Below are 20754 nucleotides of genomic sequence, written 5' to 3' on the forward strand. Positions count from 1 at the left end.
ACCGGGCGAAGCCTTGCCGTTGTTAATTGATCATGTGATACTCCCACAGAAAGCTACATAACACCGCAACCTTCCCACAAAGCCCGAATCACTCATTCACGGCATCCCACCGCGAGGGGCGCCGTGCGTTCCGGGCGCTCCCATGCCCCCGGAACGGCCAACCGCGAGCACTGGTACTCCAACTCAACATCGAGGGGCAGTCGGTAAATGTCCGTTGACGTCGGCGCCGTCCCAGTCCAGAAGGCGAAGAACTTCCCCCTTTACCGCACGGTCGCCGGCTTCGTCCGCGATCCACTTCGCCAGCTGGAGCGGATCAGCACGGAGGGGGACGGCCGGCTCATCCGGCTCGACCTCGGTGCGTCCCACCCCTACCTGGTCACCCATCCCGACCACATCCAGCAGGTCCTGCGGCGCGAGTCGGAGATCTTCCAGCGGGACGGGGTGTTCTGGAGGCCGCTGCGCGAGCTGATGGGCGACAGCATCCTGTCCGAGGGCGCCGAGTGGGAGCACAGCAAGCGGGTGCTGCAGCCGGTCTTCACCACCCGCAACGTCAACCGGCTCACCGGGCTGATGGCGGATGCGATCAACGACGCCGTCGGCAAGCTGGAGGAGCCCGCCCGCGCGGGACGGCCGATCGACGTGCTGCCGGAGATGAGCCGGATCGTCAACGAGACCGTGATCAAGGTCCTGTTCGGCGACAAGATCTCCCCGGTCGAGGCCAACCAGCTGATCCCGACGTTCGACCAGATCGCGACGTCGATCTCGGTCCGCTTCCTGCTGCCGTTCCTGCCGCGCGTGCTCCCGATGCCGGGCGACCGGGCGTTCAAGGACGCCGTGCAGGTGATGGACGAGGTCCTGTTCGAGCTGGTGGCGCGCTACCGGGACGATCCGGGCGACGGCAGCGACATCTTCACCGCGCTCTGCCAGGCCCGGACCGAGGACGGCGCCCCACCGGACGACAAGTGGATCCGCGACAACCTGCTCGCGATGTTCGCGACCAGCACCGAGACCACGACGCTGGCGCTGACCTGGCTGTGGCCGCTGCTGCACGACCACCCGGTAGTCCTGGACCGGCTGGTCGAGGAGATCGAGGGAGTGGTGGGCGCCGAGCCCGTCCGCCCGGACCATCTTCCGAGGCTGCCGTACGTGTCGCAGGTCGTCCAGGAGCTGCTGCGCCTGTACCCGGTGGGCTGGATGTTCCCGCGCATGGCGACCGCGCCGACGATCCTCGGCGGCGTGCACATCGAGCCGGGCGACCCGGTGCTCATCAGCCCGTTCCTCACGCACCGGCTGGCGTCGGTGTGGGAGCGCCCGCTGGAGTTCGACCCGGAGCGGTTCACGCCGGAGAACTCGCGCAGGCGGCACCGCTACGCCTACTTCCCCTTCGGCGGGGGCCCGCACCAGTGCATCGGCCGGCACGTGTTCGACGTCGAGGCGCGGATGATCCTGACGAGCATCCTGAGCCGGTTCCGCCCGGCCCTGTCCGACGCGATCCCCGCCATGCCGCGCATCGGCGCGACGCTGCGGCCGCGGGAGTCGATGGAGATGACGCTGACCCCGGTCGGGCGGAACGCGTGACGGCGGCGGAAAAGGCGCCTCCGCGTCCCGGCGGCCCCGCGGCGCCCGACGCCCTGCAGGGCGCGCGGCACGACGGCGCCGTCATGGCGCAGGCCGTGAAGTGCGCCCGCGACCTGGCGAAATGCGCGGAGACCTATCCGGACCTGTTCGACGTCAAGCCGATCGACGAGACCCTGTTCAACGCCGTCGCCTGCGCGAACGCGTTCGGGTCGCCGTGGCTCACCGCGTCCGGGATCCGGATGGCGGCGCGCACCTCGCTGTGGATCTTCGGCCTGGACTGGCTGGTGGACCATGTCGCGACGTCCCGGGACGAGGTGGACGACATCAACCAGCGCTGCCTCGACGTCGCGGAGGGGGCGCCGCCGACGCCGGGCGACGGGCTCACCCGGTTCCTCGCCGACATCCGGGACGAGGCGGCCGGGGCGCCCGCCTTCGCGGCGCTGCGCGACGACTGGCTGGCGCAGCTCGCGCGGCTGCTGCACGCCGGGGCCCGCGAGCTGACGTGGAAGTCGGTCGACGTGGCCTCGTGGCCGACGTTCGACGAGTACCTGGACAACGCCGACAACTACGGCTCGGCCTGGGTCAACATCTCGCACTGGATCGTGCACGCCGACCAGGGCGTCCTCGACCACATCGGCGAGCTGCAGGCCGCGAGCCGGGACGTCCAGCAGGTGCTGCGGCTGCTCAACGACCTCGCCACCTACGAGCGGGACGTCACCTGGGGCGACCTGAACGCGCAGATGCTGGGGGTGGAACGTGCCCAGATCACCGCGCGGATCGACGAGATCGTGGCCCGCTGCCGCGAGCGCGTGGGGCCGCTGCGGGACGACTGCCCCGAGGCGGTGGCCTACCTCGAACGGCAGATCGGCTTCAGTACGGGCTTCTACGGGCTGAGCGACTACTGGGGGTCGCTGTGACCGTCGAGGAGGCGGGCCCGGAGACGGCCGAGGCCGCCGATCCCGACCCCGACGATCTTTACGCGGCCGCCGCCGCGCTGGTGGACGATCTCGTCCGCCACCCGTGGGGGCGGTCGTCCCCGTCGGTCTACGAGACCGGGCGGCTGGTGGGCCTCGCCCCCTGGCTGACCGGCCATGCCGCAAGGATCCGGTTCCTTCTCGACACGCAGCGGCCCGACGGCGGCTGGGGGCCGCCCGACCCGGGCTACGCGCTCGTCCCGAGCCTGAGCGCGACCGAGGCGCTGCTCTCCGTGCTCGCCCCGGAGGGCGGGCGCTGGCCCGCCGACGTCTCCGTCGCCGAGGTGGTCCGCGGCGCCGGACGCGCCCTGCGGTCCCTCGCGCGGCGGCTCGCCGGCGCCGCCGCGGCCGACTTCCCGGACATGCCGGCCATCGAGCACATCACCCCGGCCCTCATCGAGGCGATCAACGGGCACCTCGACCGGCTCCGCGACGACCCGGCCCTCGCCGCCTGGTGGACGGGCGGGCGGCTGGCCCCGCCCGCCGGGATGGACGGGGCGTTCGTCGCCGCCGCCAAGGCCCACCTGGAGAACGGCGGCGCCGTGCCGCTGAAGGTCCAGCACGCCCTGGAGGTCGCGGGGGCGTCGGCGCGGCGGGCCGGTTCGGTCCGTCCCGTGCCGCTGCCGGACCCGGCGCGTGCCGTCCGCGAAGTCGCGGCGGCGGGCGAGCGGCGGCGGTTCGCGACCGTCGGCGCCTCCACCGCGGCCACCGCCGCGTGGCTCGGCGGTCCCGACGGCGACGGCCCTGGCGACGAGGCCGCGCGGCGCTATCTGGAGGCCGCCGCCGAGCAGCACGGCGGTCCCGTTTCCGTCGCCGTCCCGGTGACCAACTTCGAGCGCGGGTGGGTGCTGGGCTGGCTGGCCCGCACCGGGCTCACGCCGGCCGCCCCGCCGGAGTTGATCGCCCAGATGCGGGCGTCGCTCGGCGAGGACGGCGCGCCGGGCGGCACCGGCCTGCCCCCGGACGCCGACACCAGTTCCGGGGTGCTGTACGCGTTGTCGCTTCTCGGTGAACCGCACCCGCCCGACCTGCTGTGGAAGTACGAAACGAGCACGCATTTCTGTAGCTGGCCCGGAGAGAACGGACGGTCCGTCACGACGAACGCGCACGTGCTTGAGGCGTTCGGCCATTACCTGGAGTGCGGCGGCGCCGGACCGGCCGGCCGTTACGCGGCGAGCGCGCGAAAAGCGGCGTCCTGGCTCGTCGGCGAGCAGTTGTCCGACGGCCGCTGGCAGGACAGGTGGCACGCTTCGCCGCTCTACGCGACCGCTTGCGCCGCTCTGGCGCTGGCCGAGTTCGGCGGCCCGGAATCGGCGGACGCGGTGAATCGGTCCGTCGCGTGGGTGCTGGGCGAGCAGCGCCCGGACGGCTCCTGGGGGCGCTGGTGCGGGACCGCCGAGGAGACGGCCTACGCCGTGCACATCCTGACGCTGGCCCGCCCGTCCGGCGGCGCCGCGCCCGACCCGGCGGTGCGGGAGGCGGCGGAGCGAGCGGTCCGGCGGGGCTGCGCCTACCTCAGGGCGGCCCTGCGGACCACTGCGGGGAGCCTGACCGGCGGTCCGGGCGACGTTGACTCCGGCAAGCCGCCTCTCTGGCACGATAAAGACCTATATCGCCCAACGAGCATCGTGCGGGCAGCGGTCCTGGGCGCCCTTCGTGTGGCACATCGTGACACGAGTGTTTCAGTGCGGTGAATTTCACCACCCTGTCCGAGGGTGACCTGGTTGTACGCCTGAGCCGGAAACCATTCACCTTGAGTGGGTTTGGTGGCGTTGGTAAGGTTCACCGGTGCCTTGCCGATCATCCGGCATAGCGCTACCCGCTCTCACCGCCACCAGTGTCTCGCAGCCGGGCCCAAGACCTCGCATTGCAGGCACCTTGACAATTGTTGGGGCGATCATAATGCGTTTCCGCAACTCACGGCTGCGGACCAAGATTGCGGCCCTGCTGGTCTCGCTGACCGCGCTGTGGGCCTTCGCCGCCTGGGTGACGTTGCGCGAGGGCGTGAACCTGCTCTTCGTGAGCACGCTGGACAGCGTCGTGGCCCCGAGCGACCCGCTGCTCGTCGAGCTCCAGCAGGAGCGCCGCCTCACCGTGACCATGCTCGCGTCCGGCCAGCGGCGGCCCGACCTGCTCGCCGCCCAGCGCGCCCGCACCGACAAGGAGCGGGCCATCGTCGTCGAGAAGGCCCGCAGCGGCTCGGTCCGCCGCGCCGCCGACGACGAGATGGACCAGCGGCTCGACGCGATGGTCCGGCTGCTCGGCCGGCTCGACGGCGACCGCCGCTCGATCGACGCCGGCGCCTTCGACCGCCGGCACATCATCGACGCCTACTCCGACACCATCGAGTCGATCTTCCACATGTACGACGGGACGACGACGCTCGACGACAAGGGGTTCACCTCCGACCTGCGCGCGGAGATCGCCGTCAACCGGTCCTGGGAGCTGCTGTCCCAGGAGGACGCGCTGGTCGCCGGCGTCCTCGCGTCCGGCCGGATCACCCCGGTCGACCAGATCGACATCGCCAAGGCCGTCGGCGCCCGGCGCCTCAACTACGAGCGCGCCCTGGTCGACCTCGAGGGCGCGGACCGGCAGGCCTGGGACGAGCTGAACGCCAACAAGCGCCTCACCACCGTCAGCGCCCTGGAGGACATGCTCCTCCAGCGGACGAAGGCGCAGCACCCCCGCATGACCGCCGAGCAGTGGCGCAACGCGACCGAGCCCGCGCTCGCCCAGATGCGCAAGTCCATCCAGGACGCCGGCGACCGGCTGGTGGAGCGCGCCACTCCCATCGCCGCCTGGGTCGTCATCCGGCTGCTGCTCGCCGGTGGCCTCGGCCTCCTCGCGGTCATCGCGTCCATCGTCGTGTCGATCACCACGGCGCGCGCGCTCGTCCGGCAGCTGGAACGGCTGCGCGGCGCCGCGTGGGAACTGGCCGAGCAGCGGCTGCCCGGCGTCGTCGAGCGGCTCGGGCACGGCGAGAAGGTGGACGTCGAGCTCGAGGCGCCGCCGCTGCGGTTCGGCACCGACGAGATCGGGCAGGTGGGCCGCGCGTTCAACGCCGTCCAGGAGACCGCGATCCGTACCGCCGTCGAGCAGGCGGAACTGCGCCGCGGCATCCGGGACGTCCTGCTGAGCCTGGCCCGCCGCACCCAGACGCTGGTGCACCGGCAGCTCACCATGCTGGACGCGATGGAGCGCCGCCGCGACATCGAGACCAAGGAGCTGGAGGAGCTGTTCCGGCTCGACCACCTCGCGACCCGCATGCGGCGCAACGCCGAGAACCTCATCGTGCTGTCCGGCGCCCTCCCGGCCCGCGGCTGGCGCAACGCCGTCCCGATGGTGGACGTCGTCCGCGCCGCCGTCGGCGAGGTCGAGGACTACACCCGCGTCACCGTCCTGCCGTTCGGCCCGGTCGAGCTGGCCGGACGCTCGGTCGGCGACGTCACCCACCTGCTCGCCGAGCTGATCGAGAATGCCGTGTCGTTCTCCCCGCCCGACACCATCGTGCAGGTCGGCGGGCACCTGGTCGCCAGCGGCTTCGCCATCGACATCGAGGACCGCGGGCTCGGCATGACCGACGAGAAGCTCGCCGAGATCAACGCGCGGATCGCCGACCCGCCCGACTTCAACCTGCAGAGCTCGGTCCAGCTCGGCCTGTTCGTGGTCAGCAAGCTCGCCGAGCGCTACAACCTGCAGGTCTCGCTGAAGCGGTCCGCCTACGGCGGCACCACGGCCGTCGTCGTCATCCCCCGGGACCTGATCGTCGAGCAGGGCCCGGCGCAGGTCCCGGCCGGCACCACCACCACGAACGGCCTGGAGGTGCGGCGCCCCGCCGCGGCGCTCGCCGCGTCCGGCGTCCGCTCCGCGTCCCCCACGACGACGCTCCCCCCGGCGGGCACCGGCCCGCAGCACCCCGCACCCGCCCTCGTGGCGGTCCCCCCGCCGGCCGCGGACCCGCTGCCCGTGCGGCCCCCCGGCGGCGCCCCCGCACCGGAGCCCGAGGCCCCCACGCCCGCGCGGCACGACGACCCCGCGGACGGCGCACGTCCCGACCCCATCGAGCCGGAGGACCTGCCACCCGTGCCCGACATCTCCACAACACCGTCCGGTCTTCCCGTCCGTGTGCCGCAGGCGAACCTGGCCGAACCCCTGCGCACCGACGAGCCCGCCGTCGCCGACGAGCAGGACGAGCAGGAGGACCCGGGCCGCTCCCCCGAGGAGATTCAGCGGATCATGGGTTCCTACCAGCGCGGCACCCAGCGGGGCCGCGTCGACGCGGCGGAAGCCCTCGGCACCAACGCAGCGGAAGGCGAGGCAGATCAGTGACGCAGAAGACCGGTTCCTCCTCCGATCTGGGCTGGCTGCTGGACGACCTCGTCCACCGCCTGCCGCACGCCCGCAGCGCGGTCGTGCTGTCGGCGGACGGCCTGCTCATGGCGTCGTCCGAGGGCATGACGCAGGACGACGGCGAGCACCTCGCCGCCGTCGCCGCCGGAATCCAGAGCCTCGCCAAGGGCGCCGGGACCCGCTTCGGCGGCGGCCCGGTCCGGCAGACGATCGTCGAGATGGCGTCGGCGTTCCTGCTGGTCACGGTCGCCGGGAAGGGCGCGTGCCTCGCCGTCCTCGCCACCGAGGAGGTCGACGTCGGCCTCACCGCATACGAGATGGCGATGCTCGTCACCGCCATGGGCCACCACCTCACCTCCCCGTCGCGTTCGGAATCCGCGCAGGAGGGGCGCCCGGCATGATGCCCCCCGAGGATCCCGCCCAGGAGCCCTGGGCGGACGAGGCCGCGACGCGCCCGCCGGTCGACGACCGGTTCCTGGACGAGCACGCCGGTCCGATGGTGCGGCCCTACGTGATGACCAGCGGCCGGATCGAGCCGACCCGCGGCAAGTTCGACCTCATCACCCTGGTGGTGGCGGTCGGACCGGAGCCGGAGGGCGCGATCGGCCTCGGACCCGAGCACCTGTCCATCATCCGGCTGTGCCAGGCGGTGATGTCGGTGGCCGAGATCACCGGCCATCTCGATCTGCCCGTGGCGACCGTCCGGGTGATGCTCGGCGACCTGCTCGACAAGGGATTCGTCTCCCTTCAGGAGCCCGAACCGGAGGCGGACATGCACGACATCAGGCTCTACAAGGCGGTGATCGATGGTCTCCGGGCCCTCTAGGCGCGGCGTGCGCGCCCGCCGGCTCCCCACCGCGGTCAAGATCGTGATCGCGGGCGGTTTCGGGGTCGGCAAGACCACGATGGTGGGCACGGTCTCGGAGACCAGCCCCCTGCGCACCGAGGAGTTGCTCACCGACGAGAGCGTGGGCGTCGACGACATCTCCGGGGTGGAGCGCAAGACGACCACAACGGTCGCGATGGACTTCGGCCGCATCACGATGCGCGACGAGTACGTCCTCTACCTGTTCGGCACCCCCGGCCAGGAGCGCTTCTGGTTCATGTGGGACGAGGTCTCGCTCGGCGCGCTCGGCGCCGTCGTCCTCGCCGACACCCGCCGCCTGTCGGACTGCTTCCCGTCCGTCGACTACTTCGAGCGCCGCGGCACCCCGTTCATCGTCGCCGTGAACTGCTTCGAGGGCGCCCAGCGCTACGACCTCGCGGAGATCCAGATGGCCCTCAACCTGGGCCCGAAGGTTCCCGTCATGCTCTGCGACGCCCGCAGCCTCGGCTCCTGCAAGGAGGTCCTCATCGACCTCGTCCTGCACGCCATGAAGACCCGCGGCCTCACGGAGGAGCCCGAACCCCAGAACGCCTAGCCGCGGACGCCCGCCGCGACGGTCCCGGCGAAGGCGCGGAGCCGCGCGGTGGCGCGGTCCCGATGCCAGACGAGCGCGAGCGCCGAATCGGGCAGGCCGGTGAGCGGGACGAAGACGACGTCGCCCCGCACGTGGCGGCGGGCGGTCGGGACGCACAGCGGCATCGCGCCGCGCCCGGCGGCGACCATCGCGAGGGCCTCCTGGATCGTGCTGACGGCCGGTCCGGACGGGATCGCGGCGCCGCCGGGCGTCAGCGGCGGGGACTGCGCGTCGCGCCAGTAGCGCGGCGCCGGGCCGGCGATCCTGACGAGCGGGTGCCCGGCCAGGTCCTCGGCGCGGACCGACGGGCGGTCCGCGAGCGGGTGGCGAGCCGGGACGGCCAGGCGCAGCGGCGCCTCGGAGAAGACCGGGCCGACGGCGAGGCCGGGCTCACGCACCGGGGTCAGGACGATCGCGGCGTCCACATCGCCGCCCAGCACCGGCCCGAACGGGTCGGCCAGCGGCATCTCGACCGTCCGCACCTCGCAGCCGGGGTGGCCGCTCTGGAACGCGCGGACCAGACCCGCCAGCTCCTCGTCCAGGGACCCGAGGAAGCCGATCCGCAGCACCCCGCCGACACCGCGCGCCCTGCTCCTGGCCCCTTCGACGGCGTCGAGGAGGGCCGCGTAGGCGGGCCGCAGATCGTCCCGGAAGGCGGCTCCGAGCGGGGTCAGCCGGACGCGGCGGCTGGTGCGCTCCACCAGCCGGGCCCCGACCCGCAGTTCGAGGGCGCGCACCAGCTGGCTGACACGGCTCTGGGAGAGGTAGAGGCGCTCCGCGGTCCGGCCGAAATGCAGCTCCTCGCTGAGGACGAGGAAGCACTCCAGCTCCCGGGTCTCCAGTTCCGGCACGCGACGCCCCCGATCGATGAGTCTGGCTCATACAAGGATGCGATCTTCACCGTTGTTCCCCCATCGGCCCGCCCGCCAGGGTCGGGGGCATGACGGTTCCCTCCTCTCCCCCGCCGCGCCGGGGGTGGCCGGCGGTGCTCGCGGTCGCCGCGGCCACGTTCCTCGTCGTCACCAGCGAGATGCTGCCGGTCGGCCTGCTGACCTCGATCGGCCCGGACCTCGGCGTGTCCGCGGGCACGGCCGGGCTGGCGATGACCGTGCCCGGCCTCGTCGCGGCGCTGTCCGCCCCCGCGCTCTCCGCGGCGACCGCCCGGCTGGACCGGCGGGCGGTGCTGGCCGTGCTGGCGGGCCTGCTGGCCGCGGCCGACCTCGGCTCGGCGGCCGCCCCCGGGCTGCCCGCGCTGCTGGCGTCGCGGGTCCTGGTCGGCGTGGCGATCGGCGGCGTGTGGGCGATCGCCGGCGGGCTGGCGGCACGGCTGGTGCCGGAGCGCTCCGCCGGCGCCGCCACTTCGGTGATCTTCGGCGGAGTGGCGGTGGCGTCGGTGGCGGGGGTTCCGGCCGGCACGCTGATCGGCGACCTCGCGGGCTGGCGGGCGGCGTTCGCCGCGGCCGGAGCGCTGTCGCTGGTCGCCTGCGCCGCGCTCGCCGCGCTGCTGCCGCCGCTGCCCGGAACCGGCGCGGCGGGTCTGGCCGCCATGCCGCAGGTGCTTCGCGCGCCCCGCGCGCAGGCCGGACTCCTGGTGACGTTCCTCCTGGTCACCGGGCACTTCGCGGCGTACACCTACGTGCGTCCCGTGCTGGAGCGGGTGTCCGGCGTGAACCCGGACCTGATCAGCACACTGCTGCTGGTGTACGGCGTGGCGGGCATCGCGGGCAACTTCACCGCGGGCACGGCCGCCGCCCGCGCCCCGCGCCGCACCCTGATCCGGATCACCGTCCTGCTCGCACCGGCCGTCCTGCTGTTCCCGCTGGCAGGCCGTTCCCCGCTTCCAGCGGTCGTGCTGCTGGTCCTGTGGGGAGTCGCCTACGGCGGAGTGTCGGTGACGCTGCAGAACTGGCTGCTACAGGCCGTGCCCCCGCACGCCGCCGAGCCGGCATCGGCGCTGTTCGTCGCCACCTTCAACCTCGCCATCTCCCTGGGAGCCCTGGCAGGCGGCCAGACGACCGACACCACAGGCGAAACCGGCGTCATGTGGCTGGGCGGAACCCTAGCCGCCCTAGCCCTGGCCACCGCCGCAACCACCAGGCGACCTCTACGGCAGCGAGCACCGCAATAGACACCGCGCCGACCTCAGCCACCACCGCAACCAGCAAACAAGCTGAGGAGCCGCGATCGCGTCCGAAGGCAGATTCGAGCGAAGCAAGAATCTGATCGCGCAGCGAGCCGCCAAGGCGAGACGAAGCGATGCCAGCGATCGCCCGCGTTTTTCGACGATGGAGGGCCTTCAGGGCCCGAAGGAGGAGAAAGACGCTATCCAGTACGAGTAATTACGTAGTCGCAGAGGTTGGTGAGGGCTTCGCGGGCGGGGATCTCGGGGAGGGTGAGGAGTTCGTTGCGGGCGTCCTCGGCCCAGCGGCGCAGGTCGGCGCGGGCGCGGTCCATGGCGGGGTGGGCGCGCAGGAGGGTGAGGGCCTCGGCGTGGAGGGCGTCGTCGGTGAGGTCCTGGGTGAGGAGCTCGCGGAGGCGGGCGTCGTCGGGGCCGGAGCCGATGCCGGCGAGGACGTGGTGCGTCGGGAGGGTGCGGATGCCTTCGCGCAGGTCGGTGCCGGGGGTCTTGCCGGACTCCTCGGCCTCGGAGGCGACGTCGAGGATGTCGTCGGACAGCTGGAAGGCGATGCCGATCTTCTCGCAGGCGGAGGTGACGGTGTCGACGACGTGGGCGGGGGCGCCCGAGAGCAGGGCGCCGAACTGGCCGGAGACGGCGATCAGGGAGCCGGTCTTGTCGGCGACGACCTGGAGGTAGTGCTTGAGGGGGTCGGCGTCCTCGCCGGGGCCGACGGTCTCCTGGATCTGGCCGCGGACCAGGCGGGCGAAGGCGCGGGCCTGGATGCGGACGGCCTCGGGGCCGAGGTCGGCGAGCAGGTCGGACGCGCGGGCGAACAGGTAGTCGCCGGTGAGGATGGCGACGGTGTTCGTCCAGCGGGAGTTGGCGGACTGCTGGCCGCGGCGGATGGTGGCCTCGTCCATGACGTCGTCGTGGTAGAGGGTGCCGAGGTGGGTGAGCTCGACGACGACGGCGGCGGGGACGACGCCGGGCGCGGCCGGGTCGCCGAAGTGGGAGGCCAGCAGCACCAGCATCGGCCGGAAGCGCTTGCCGCCCGCCTCGACGAGGTGCTGCGAGGCCTCGGTGAGCAGCGGGTCCTCGCCCCGGACGCAGTCGAGCAGAAGGGACTCGACGGCCGCGAGGCGGTCCTTGGCGTCGGACGCGAGCGCGGCGTCGACGGGAAGCCCGAACGGGCCGGTCTCCTGGATGGCCGGCCCGCCGGACTTCTCAGCGAATGGGTTGCTCACCCAAGACTCCCTACCGGACGAACATGTGGGTCGTGGCCTGCCCCGCGAGGTCCAGAACGGGCTGCGGGATCACGCCGAGTACCACAGTAGCCGTCACTCCGAGCGCGACCGCGACCGCGGTCGCCGGGCCGGCCACCACGACCGGACCCTCGGCGTCCGGCTCGCTGAAGAACATGACGACGATCACACGGACGTAGAAGAACGCGGCGACCGCGGAGGAGATCACGGCGACGATCACCAGGGGCGTCGCGCCGCCCTCGACGGCCGCCTTGAACACCGCGAACTTGCCGGTGAAGCCGCTGGTCAGCGGGATGCCCGCGAAGCCCAGGAGGAAGAAGGCGAACACGCCCGCGACCACCGGGGACCGCTTGCCGAGGCCCGCCCACCGCGACAGGTGGCCGGCCTCGCCGCCCGCGTCCCGCACCATCGTCACGACGGCGAACGCCCCGATCGAGGTGAAGCCGTAGGCGACCAGGTAGAACATCGTGCTGGACAGGCCGTCCGGGGAGCTGGCGATCACGCCCATGAGCAGGAAGCCCGCGTGCGCGATCGAGGAGTAGGCCAGCATCCGCTTGATGTCGGTCTGCGTGATCGCGATGATCGACCCGGCGATCATGGTGAGAATGGCCACACCCCACAGGACGGGCCGCCAGTCCCACTTCAGCGTCTCGAACGCGACGTAGTAGACGCGCAGGATCCCGCCGAACGCGGCGACGACGGTGCAGGACGCCATCAGCGCCGTGATCGGCGTGGGGGCGCCCTGGTAGACGTCCGGCTTCCACATGTGGAAGGGGACGCCGCCGAGCTTGAACAGCAGCCCGACCGACAGCAGCGCGACGCCCGCGAGGAGCAGGGTCTCGCTGCCCGCGTCCTTGCCGATCTGCGCGGAGATGTCCGACAGCCGGACGGACCCGGCGTACCCGTACAGCAGCGCCGCCCCGTACAGGAAGAACGCCGAGGAGAACGCGCCGAGCAGGAAGTACTTGACCGCCGCCTCCTGGGAGAGGAGGCGCCGCCGGCGGGCGAGCCCGCACAGCAGGTACAGCGGCAGCGACATGACCTCCAGCGCCACGAACATGGTGAGCAGGTCGTTGGCCGCCGGGAACATCACCATGCCGCCGACGGCGAACATCATCAGCGGGAACACCTCGGTCTGGGTGAACCCGGCCTCGGTGGTGCGCTGCTCGGCCTCGCTGCCGGGCAGGGCCGAGGCCTGCGCGGCGAAGTGGCCGCCGGCCCTGCCGTCGCCGCGCTCGGCGATGAGCAGGAGGCTGACGAGGGCCAGCACCAGGATGGTGCCCTGGATGAACAGGGTGGGGCCGTCCACGCCCAGGGCGCCCTCGGCGGCGACGTGGTGCGGATTGTCGCGCCACGCCAGCAGGATCGTCCAGGCGAACCCGCCCGCGAGGCCGAGGAACGCCAGCGGCACCTGCACGTAGTAGCGCGCGGTCCGGCCGACGAACGCCTCGACGAGCACGCCCGCGACGGCGACGCCGAGGACCAGCAGCAGCGGGGCGATCTGCCCGTACTCGATGTGCGGCGCGGGGATGTCACCCCCCTGCGCGAGGACCGCGCTCACCTGACTGGTGGTGGTCATGGACGGGCTCCGTTCTCGGCGACGTTACCGGTGATGTCCGGCGCCGGGTCGTGCTGGTCGACCCGCGCCAGCGTGTGGTCCACCGACGGGTTGATCACGTGCAGCACCGGCTGCGGGAAGAAGCCCATCGCCACGATGATCGCGATGATCGGGGCGACGGCCCACTTCTCCCGGGCGGACAGGTCCTTCATGCCCTCGACCGCGGGGACCTTGGGGCCGCCCATGGTCCGCTGGTACATCCACAGGATGTAGACGGCCGCGAGCACGACGCCGCTGACCGCGAGCGCGCCCGCCCACTCGTACCGGCTGAACGTCCCGACGATGACGAGGAACTCCGAGACGAACGTGGACAGGCCGGGCAGCGACAGCGCGGACAGGCCGGCGATCAGGAACATCCCGGCGAGGACGGGCGCGACCTTCTGCACCCCGCCGAAGTCGGAGATCCGCGCCGACCGCCGCCGGACGATCATGAAGCCGACGACGAGGAACAGCGCGCCGGTGGAGAACCCGTGGTTCACCATGTAGAGCGCCGCGCCGGACTGGCCCTGCGACGTCATCGCGAAGATGCCGAGGACGATGAACCCGAAGTGCGACACCGACGTGTAGGCGATGAGGCGCTTCATGTCGACCTGGCCGATCGCGAGGACCGCGCCGTAGATGATGCTGAGCACCGCGAACCCCAGCACGACCGGGGTCGCCCACTTGGCGGCGCCGGGGAACAGCTCCAGGCAGAACCGGAGCATCCCGTAGGTGCCGACCTTGTCCAGGACGCCGACGATCAGCACCAGCGCGCCGGCCGGGGACTGCTGCGCCGCGTCCGGCAGCCAGGTGTGCACCGGCACCATCGGCGCCTTGATCGCGAACGCGACGAAGAAGCCGAGGAACAGCCACTTGGCCGTCGTCGGGTCGATGTTCATCTTCGACAGCTCGTCGAACATGAACGTGCCGTGCCCGAGGCCGCCCCTGTCGACCGACCGGCTCGACAGCGGGTACAGCCAGATGACGGCGACGAGCATCAGCAGCCCGCCGAACAGCGAGTACAGCAGGAACTTCACCGCGGCGTAGGACCGCTGCGCGCCGCCGTAGTACCCGATGATGAAGTACACCGGGATGAGCATCGCCTCGAAGAAGACGTAGAACAGGAACACGTCCGTCGCGGCGAAGACGCCGATCATGGCCGCTTCCATCGTCAGCAGCAGCGCGAAGTACGTCTTCACCGACCGCTTCGCCGGGACGTCCACGCCGCCGGACCGGTCGGCCTCGCTCCACGACGCCAGCATGACGAGCGGGACGAGGACGACCGACAGCACGATCAGCACCAGCGCGACACCGTCGACGCCGACCGCCCAGTGGACCCCGAACTCCTTGATCCACCAGTACTTCTCGGTGAACTGGAACCGCGCGCCGCCCGCGTCGAAGCCCGACGCCATGACCCCGGTGAGGGCCGCGACGACGAGGGAGACGCCGAGCGAGAACTGCTTGACCAGCGTCTCCCGCTCGCGCGGGATGGCGCTGAGCAGCACCGCGCCCACCAGCGGCAGCGCGATGAGGACGCTCAGCCAGGGAAAGTCGCTCATGACACGTTCACCACCAGGAGCGCCGCGACCACGAGGGCCGCGCCGCCCAGCATCGAGAGGGCGTAGGAGCGGGCGAAGCCGGTCTGGACGCGCCGGAGCCGGCCGGAGCTGCCGCCGACGCCGGCGGCCGTCCCGTTGACGGCGCCGTCGACGCCGCGCCCGTCGAACCAGACCGCGAGCCGGGTCAGCCACTGGCCGGGGCGCATCAGCAGCGACTCGTTGAGCGCGTCGCCGTAGAGGTCCTTGCGGGCCGCGACGGTGACGAACGAGCCCTTGGGCGCCTCGCGCGGCACCTTGCGGGCGCCGTACTGCATCCAGGCGATCCCGGCGCCGACGATCATCAGGACGAAGGTGGCGGCGCCGGGCGCGGTGAGCCACTTGAACTCGTGCGCGTGCTCGGGCGCCCCGACGACCGGTTCGAGGAACTCGGGGAAGCTGCCGAGGATCAGGAACCCGCCCGCGGAGACGGACCCGACCGCGAGCAGCATCAGCGGCACGGTCATGACCGCCGGCGACTCGTGCGGGTGGACGTCGTCCTCCCAGCGCTTCTCGCCGAAGAACGTCATGAACATGACCCGGGACATGTAGTACGCGGTGATCCCGGCGCCGATCAGCGCGCAGGAGCCGAGGATCATCCCGGACGTGCCGCCCTTGGCGTAGGCGGCCTCGATGATGCCGTCCTTGGTGAACCAGCCCGACAGGCCAGGGAACCCGATGATGGCGAGGTACCCGAGGCCGAACGTCGCGTAGGTGATCACCATGACCGTGCGCAGCGCGCCGTAGTGGCGCATGTTCACGTCGTCCTTCATGCCGTGCATGACCGAGCCGGCGCCGAGGAACAGGCCCGCCTTGAAGAAGCCGTGGGCGACGAGGTGCGCGATGGCGAAGACGTAGCCCGCCGGGCCGAGGCCCGCGGCGAGCACCATGTACCCGATCTGCGACATCGTCGATCCGGCGAGGGCCTTCTTGATGTCGTCCTTGCCGCAACCGATGATCGCACCGGCCAGCAGCGTGGCCGCGCCGACGATCGTCACCACCAGCTGCGCGGTCTCGGACATCTCGAAGATCGGGCCGGACCGGACGATCAGGTAGACGCCCGCGGTGACCATCGTGGCGGCGTGGATGAGGGCCGACACCGGAGTCGGGCCCTCCATCGCGTCCAGCAGCCACGACTGCAGCGGGAGCTGCGCCGACTTGCCGCACGCGCCGACCAGGAGCAGCAGCCCGATGGCCGTCGCGGTGCCGGTGCCGAGCTTGGAGGCGAGCCCCACGTGCTCGGCGCCGGTGCCGAGGACAGCGCCGAAGTCGATGCTGCCGAACGAGGCGAAGATCAGCGCGATCGCGATGATCAGCCCCATGTCGCCGACCCGGTTGACGACGAACGCCTTCTTCGCGGCGGTCGCGGCCGTCGGCTTGTGCTGCCAGAACCCGATCAGCAGGTAGGAGGCGAGACCGACGCCCTCCCAGCCCAGGAACAGGATCAGGAAGTTGCCGCCCAGGACCAGCACCAGCATCGACGCCAGGAACAGGTTCAGGTAGGCGAAGAAACGGCGCCGGTCGGGGTCCCCGGCCATGTAGCCGATGGAGTAGATGTGGATGAGCGAGCCCACCCCGGTGATCAGCAGGACGAAGGTGATGGACAGCGGGTCCACCAGCAGGTCCATGCCGACCTTGAACGTGCCGACGTCGATGAAGTCCCACAGGTGCAGGGTGCGGCGCCGGGCCTCGGCGTCGTACCCGAGCATCTGGGCGAACATCGCGGCGCCCACCGCGAACGACGCCAGCGACATCGCCGCGCCGAGCAGGTGGCCCCACTTGTCGGTCCGCCGTCCCCCCAGCAGGAGGATCGCGGCGCCCGCGAGCGGGAGCGCGACGAGGAGCCAGGACGCGGCCTGGATGCCTTCCGCTTTCATCCCTGGCCTCTCAGTACTTCAGCAGGTTCGCGTCGTCGACCGACGAGGACCTGCGGGTCCGGAAGATGGTCATGATGATCGCCAGACCCACCACGACCTCCGCCGCGGCCACCACCATCACGAAGAAGGCGATGATCTGGCCGTCCAGGTTGCCGTGCATTCGGGAGAACGAGACGAACGCCAGGTTCGTCGCGTTCAGCATCAGCTCGACGCACATGAACACCACGATCGCGTTGCGGCGCACGAGGACGCCGAGCGCTCCGATGGTGAACAGGACCGCCGAGAGCGCCAGGTAGTGCCCCGGGCTCATTCTCCTGCCTCGCCTTCACTCGCGCCGCCGCCGGCGGCCGGCGTCCCCGACTTGACCGAGCGCTCCTCGGCGTCCGAGTCGCGGACGTCCTCGGTGACCGCCTTGACCGCGGCCACGTCCCGTTCGAGGGCCTCCTCCTCGGAGCCGCCGTACAGGTCGGCGTGCCGCTCCGCGGTGTCGGTGCGGGCCGCGATGACCGGGTTGACCGACAGCTCCGAGGGCGTCCCGTCGGGCAGCAGCGCCGGCATGTCGACGGCGTTGTGCCGGGCGTAGGTGCCGGGACCCGGCAGCGGGCCCGGGTGGGAGCCGGACAGGAACCGCTGCCGCGACAGGTCCTTCTGCGTCGGCTTCGGCTCGGTGCGCTCCCGGTGCGCCAGCACCATCGCGCCCAGCGCCGCGGTGATCAGCAGGGCGCTGGTCGCCTCGAACGCGAACACGTACTTGGAGAACAGCAGCCGGGCCAGCCCGACGACGTTGCCCTCGGAGTTGGCCTGGGTCAGCCCGGCCGAACCGCCGAGCGCCGCGTTGCCGACCCCGACCGTGAGCAGGACGAGGAAGCCGACCGCGGCGATCACCGCCCAGAACCGCTGGCCCCGGATCGTCTCCACCAGCGAGTCGGTGGAACTGACCCCGACGAGCATCAGCACGAACAGGAACAGCATCAGCACCGCGCCGGTGTAGACGATCACCTGAACGAACGCCAGGAAGGGCGCGTTCTGGATCGCGTACAGCGCGGCCAGGCAGAGCATCACGGTCGCCAGCAGCAGCGCCGAGTGCACCGCCTTCCGCATGAAGATCATGCCGAGCGCGGCGAGCACCGAGACGATCGCCAGCAGCCAGAAGAAGAACGGCTCCCCGGACTGCTTGTCGGCGACCTCGGCGGCGAGCACGTGCGCGCTCGCGACGGAGCCGGTCACTTGCCCTCACCGCCCTTGCGCGCCTTCGCCTTCTCGCGCTCGACGGCCTGGTCGGCGCTCGCGCGCCCGCCGTCCTCGGAAGGGATCTTCGGAGCGGAGGGCGTCCCGGACGACGGCTCGCCCTCCTGGAGGCCGAGGCGGTAGTACTCCTCCTCGGTGTCGCCGAGCCGCATCTCGTGCGGGGGCGCCTCCATGCCCTCGCGCAGCGGCGCCAGCAGCATCTCCTTGGTGTAGATGAGGCTCTCGCGGCTGTCGTCGGCGAGCTCGTACTCGTTGGTCATCGTGAGCGCCCGGGTCGGGCACGCCTCGATGCACAGCCCGCACAGGATGCACCGCAGATAGTTGATCTGGTAGGTGCGGCCGTAGCGCTCGCCCGGCGAGTACCGCTCGTCGGCCGTGTTGTCGGCGCCCTCGACGAAGATGGCGTCCGCGGGGCACGCCCACGCGCACAGCTCGCAGCCGATGCACTTCTCCAGACCGTCCGGCCACCGGTTCAGCTGGTGCCGCCCGTGGAAGCGAGGAGCCGTCGGCTTCTTCACCTCGGGGTACTGAACGGTCTCGCTCTTCATGAACATCTGGTGGAACGAGACCCCGAACCCCTTGACCGGGTTCAGGAAATCAGTGAGTCCCACTGGTGACCTCCTCGGAGGGGGTTTCGATCGTGGCCGGCCGGACCGGCTCGCGGGCGCGGCCGTGGTAGTGGGGCGCGTCCATCGGCGGCACCGGGAACCCGCCCGCCGCCGGGTCGGTGCGCGGCCCCGGCGTCGCCCCCGGGACGATCTCCTTGTCGTCCTCGCGGCCGCGCGCCATCTCCCAGATCACCGTGGCGACCAGCACGATCGCGGCGACCACGGCGGCGGCGATGAACAGCTGCCGCATCTCGTAGCCGTCGTTGCGCAGCGCGCGGATCGTCGCGACCAGCAGGATCCAGCCGAGCGAGAAGGGCATCAGCACCTTCCAGCCGAGCTTCATCAGCTGGTCGTAGCGCACGCGCGGCAGCGAGCCGCGCAGCCAGATGAAGAAGAAGATGAACATGAAGATCTTGATCAGGAACCACAGGACCGGCCACCAGCCGGAGTTGGCGCCCGCCCACACCGTGGAGATCGGAGCGGGGGCGCGCCAGCCACCGAGGAACAAGGTGGTGGCCAGGGCCGACAGCGTCGCGAGGTTGATGTACTCCGCGAGGAAGAACATCGCGAACTTCAGCGACGAGTACTCGGTGTGGAAGCCGCCGACCAGCTCGCCCTCGCCCTCGGGCAGGTCGAACGGGATGCGGTTCGACTCGCCCATCATCGTGATGACGTACACGACGAACGACGGCGCGAGCAGCACCACGAACCACTTGTCGTGCTGCGCCGCGACGATCTCCGAGGTGGACATCGAGCCCGCGAACATGAACACGGCCACGAACGACAGGCCCATCGCGATCTCGTAGGAGATCATCTGCGCGGACGAGCGCAGCCCGCCGAGCAGCGAGTACGGCGACATCGAGGACCAGCCGGCCAGCACGATGCCGTAGATCGCCATCGAGGACATCGCGAGGACGAGCAGCACCGCGACCGGAAGGTCGGTGCCCTGTAGCGCCGTCTGGTGCCCGAAGATCGACACCGTCGGCCCGAACGGGATGACGATGAAGGAGATGAACGCGGGCACCGCGGCCATCACCGGCGCCAGGACGAAGACGATCTTGTCGACCTGGCGGGGGACGATGTCCTCCTTCAGCGCCAGCTTGACGCCGTCGGCGAGGCCCTGGAGCAGGCCGAAGGGCCCGGCCCGGTTGGGGCCGACCCGCAGCTGCATCCGCCCGATGACGCGCCGCTCGATCCACATCGTCATCAGCACGGTGACGACGAGGAACACGAAGATGGCGAGGACCTTGCCGCCGATCAGCCACCACGGGTCCGACCCGAAGTCCTGCAGCTGCGGGTCGGGCGCCGGCGCCGCGGCCAGGGAGCTCATTCGATGCCTCCAGCGTTCTCGGTCGCGGTCGCGGGCACCGCGCCCGCGATCTTGACGACGCCTCCCGCGGCCGCGCCGAGGTCCCGGTGCAGGGCGCAGCCCGCCGAGTTCGTCGGCAGCCACACCACCCGGTCGGGCAGGTCGGGGGTGATCTCCAGCGGGAGCGTGACCTCGCCGCGCGGGCCCGAGACCGTCACCGCGCCGGTCGCGCCGATCTCCGCGGCCGTCGCGGGCGACAGCCGGGCGGCGGCGGGCTTGGCGGTGCCGGCGAGGAACGGCTCGCCGTCCTGCAGGCGGCCCCGGTCGAGGAGCAGCCGCCAGGTCGCCAGCAGCGCCTCGCCCCGCTCGGGGTGCGGCGCCAGGCCCTGCGCGACGCTCGGCGCGTCCGGGCGCTCGCCGCGGTGGGCGCCGAGGCCGGCCATCTCGCGGCGGGCGGCCTCCGGGCCCGGCAGGCCCAGGTGGACGTCCATCTCGTCGGCCAGCGCGTCCAGCACCCGCAGGTCGGACAACCGTCCGGCGGACTTGAGCACGACGTCGAACGGGCGGCCGCGGCCCTCCCAGTCGACGAACGTCCCGGACTTCTCCGCGACCGCCGCGACCGGCAGGACGACGTCGGCGCGGTCGGTGACCGCGCTCGGACGCTGCTCCAGGCTCACCACGAACGGGGTGGCCTCCAGCGCCCGCAGCATCGCCTCCGGGTCGGGCAGGTCGTCGGGGTCGACGCCGCCGACGAGCAGCGCGCCGCGCCGCCCGGCG

The 20754-nt window shown here is 71.7% G+C and carries 18 protein-coding genes; 8 read left to right on the forward strand and 10 right to left on the reverse strand.

The features are described from left to right. Positions 1-207: 207 nt before the first annotated feature. From ABWI04_RS04300 to ABWI04_RS04330, 7 genes are all read left to right on the forward strand, one after another. The gene (locus tag ABWI04_RS04300; RefSeq protein ID WP_345178245.1) at positions 208-1578 is read left to right on the forward strand and encodes a cytochrome P450; all 1371 of its coding nucleotides are present in this window, start codon (positions 208-210) and stop codon (positions 1576-1578) included. After that, complete coding sequence (locus ABWI04_RS04305) at positions 1575-2495, forward strand: terpene synthase family protein (RefSeq protein WP_353831476.1); 921 nt, start codon at positions 1575-1577, stop codon at positions 2493-2495. The genes ABWI04_RS04300 and ABWI04_RS04305 overlap by 4 nt, the downstream gene beginning before the upstream one ends. Beyond that, a complete protein-coding gene (locus tag ABWI04_RS04310; protein ID WP_353831477.1) occupies positions 2492-4246 on the forward strand; it encodes a prenyltransferase/squalene oxidase repeat-containing protein in 1755 nt (584 codons plus the stop codon). Before ABWI04_RS04305 ends, ABWI04_RS04310 begins: the two co-directional genes overlap by 4 nt. Positions 4247-4454: 208 nt before the next feature. Next, a complete protein-coding gene (locus ABWI04_RS04315) occupies positions 4455-6881 on the forward strand; it encodes a sensor histidine kinase (RefSeq protein ID WP_345178239.1) in 2427 nt (808 codons plus the stop codon). Next, positions 6878-7303 (forward strand): roadblock/LC7 domain-containing protein, encoded by a 426-nt coding sequence (locus ABWI04_RS04320; protein ID WP_345178237.1) that lies wholly within the window; start codon positions 6878-6880, stop codon positions 7301-7303. Before ABWI04_RS04315 ends, ABWI04_RS04320 begins: the two co-directional genes overlap by 4 nt. Continuing rightward, positions 7300-7728 (forward strand): DUF742 domain-containing protein, encoded by a 429-nt coding sequence (locus ABWI04_RS04325; RefSeq protein WP_345178235.1) that lies wholly within the window; start codon positions 7300-7302, stop codon positions 7726-7728. The genes ABWI04_RS04320 and ABWI04_RS04325 overlap by 4 nt, the downstream gene beginning before the upstream one ends. Next, entirely contained in the window at positions 7709-8323 is a 615-nt protein-coding gene (locus ABWI04_RS04330) for a GTP-binding protein (protein ID WP_345178233.1), read from the forward strand. The genes ABWI04_RS04325 and ABWI04_RS04330 overlap by 20 nt, the downstream gene beginning before the upstream one ends. On the opposite strand, the gene ABWI04_RS04335 is transcribed toward ABWI04_RS04330, so the two are convergent. Next, entirely contained in the window at positions 8320-9213 is an 894-nt protein-coding gene (locus ABWI04_RS04335; RefSeq protein WP_353831478.1) for a LysR family transcriptional regulator, read from the reverse strand. The genes ABWI04_RS04330 and ABWI04_RS04335 overlap by 4 nt on opposite strands. Before the next feature lie 89 nt (positions 9214-9302). Between ABWI04_RS04335 and ABWI04_RS04340 the strand changes: the two genes are divergently transcribed. Next, positions 9303-10490 carry an MFS transporter gene (locus ABWI04_RS04340; protein WP_353831479.1) on the forward strand — a complete coding sequence of 396 codons (1188 nt, stop codon included), beginning with the start codon at positions 9303-9305 and terminating at the stop codon, positions 10488-10490. Positions 10491-10684: 194 nt separating this feature from the next. Here the strand turns inward: ABWI04_RS04340 and ABWI04_RS04345 are convergent, their stop codons facing one another. The 9 genes from ABWI04_RS04345 to ABWI04_RS04385 all read right to left on the reverse strand — a co-directional run. Beyond that, a complete protein-coding gene (locus ABWI04_RS04345; protein WP_345178465.1) occupies positions 10685-11686 on the reverse strand; it encodes a polyprenyl synthetase family protein in 1002 nt (333 codons plus the stop codon). A gap of 49 nt (positions 11687-11735) precedes the next feature. Further along, the gene (gene nuoN, locus ABWI04_RS04350) at positions 11736-13322 is read right to left on the reverse strand and encodes an NADH-quinone oxidoreductase subunit NuoN (protein WP_345178229.1); all 1587 of its coding nucleotides are present in this window, start codon (positions 13320-13322) and stop codon (positions 11736-11738) included. Next, complete coding sequence (locus ABWI04_RS04355; protein ID WP_353831480.1) at positions 13319-14899, reverse strand: NADH-quinone oxidoreductase subunit M; 1581 nt, start codon at positions 14897-14899, stop codon at positions 13319-13321. The genes nuoN and ABWI04_RS04355 overlap by 4 nt, the downstream gene beginning before the upstream one ends. Continuing rightward, positions 14896-16812, reverse strand: coding sequence for an NADH-quinone oxidoreductase subunit L (nuoL, locus tag ABWI04_RS04360; RefSeq protein ID WP_353831481.1), 1917 nt, complete (start codon positions 16810-16812; stop codon positions 14896-14898). Before nuoL ends, ABWI04_RS04355 begins: the two co-directional genes overlap by 4 nt. Before the next feature lie 10 nt (positions 16813-16822). Continuing rightward, the gene (nuoK, locus tag ABWI04_RS04365; RefSeq protein WP_185028663.1) at positions 16823-17122 is read right to left on the reverse strand and encodes an NADH-quinone oxidoreductase subunit NuoK; all 300 of its coding nucleotides are present in this window, start codon (positions 17120-17122) and stop codon (positions 16823-16825) included. Then, the gene (locus ABWI04_RS04370; protein WP_345178224.1) at positions 17119-18039 is read right to left on the reverse strand and encodes an NADH-quinone oxidoreductase subunit J; all 921 of its coding nucleotides are present in this window, start codon (positions 18037-18039) and stop codon (positions 17119-17121) included. The genes nuoK and ABWI04_RS04370 overlap by 4 nt, the downstream gene beginning before the upstream one ends. Next, entirely contained in the window at positions 18036-18671 is a 636-nt protein-coding gene (gene nuoI, locus ABWI04_RS04375) for an NADH-quinone oxidoreductase subunit NuoI (RefSeq protein WP_425550307.1), read from the reverse strand. The genes ABWI04_RS04370 and nuoI overlap by 4 nt, the downstream gene beginning before the upstream one ends. After that, on the reverse strand, positions 18658-19998 hold the full coding sequence (gene nuoH / locus ABWI04_RS04380; protein WP_353831482.1) for an NADH-quinone oxidoreductase subunit NuoH: 1341 nt from the start codon (positions 19996-19998) through the stop codon (positions 18658-18660). Before nuoH ends, nuoI begins: the two co-directional genes overlap by 14 nt. Continuing rightward, positions 19995-20754 (reverse strand): molybdopterin-dependent oxidoreductase (locus ABWI04_RS04385; RefSeq protein ID WP_353831483.1); only part of this gene is annotated, 760 nt, incomplete at its 5' end. The genes ABWI04_RS04385 and nuoH, both read right to left, overlap by 4 nt.

Origin of the sequence: Actinomadura sp. NPDC000929, from assembly GCF_040492065.1 — a bacterium.
In the GTDB taxonomy this organism is placed as follows: domain Bacteria; phylum Actinomycetota; class Actinomycetes; order Streptosporangiales; family Streptosporangiaceae; genus Spirillospora; species Spirillospora verrucosospora.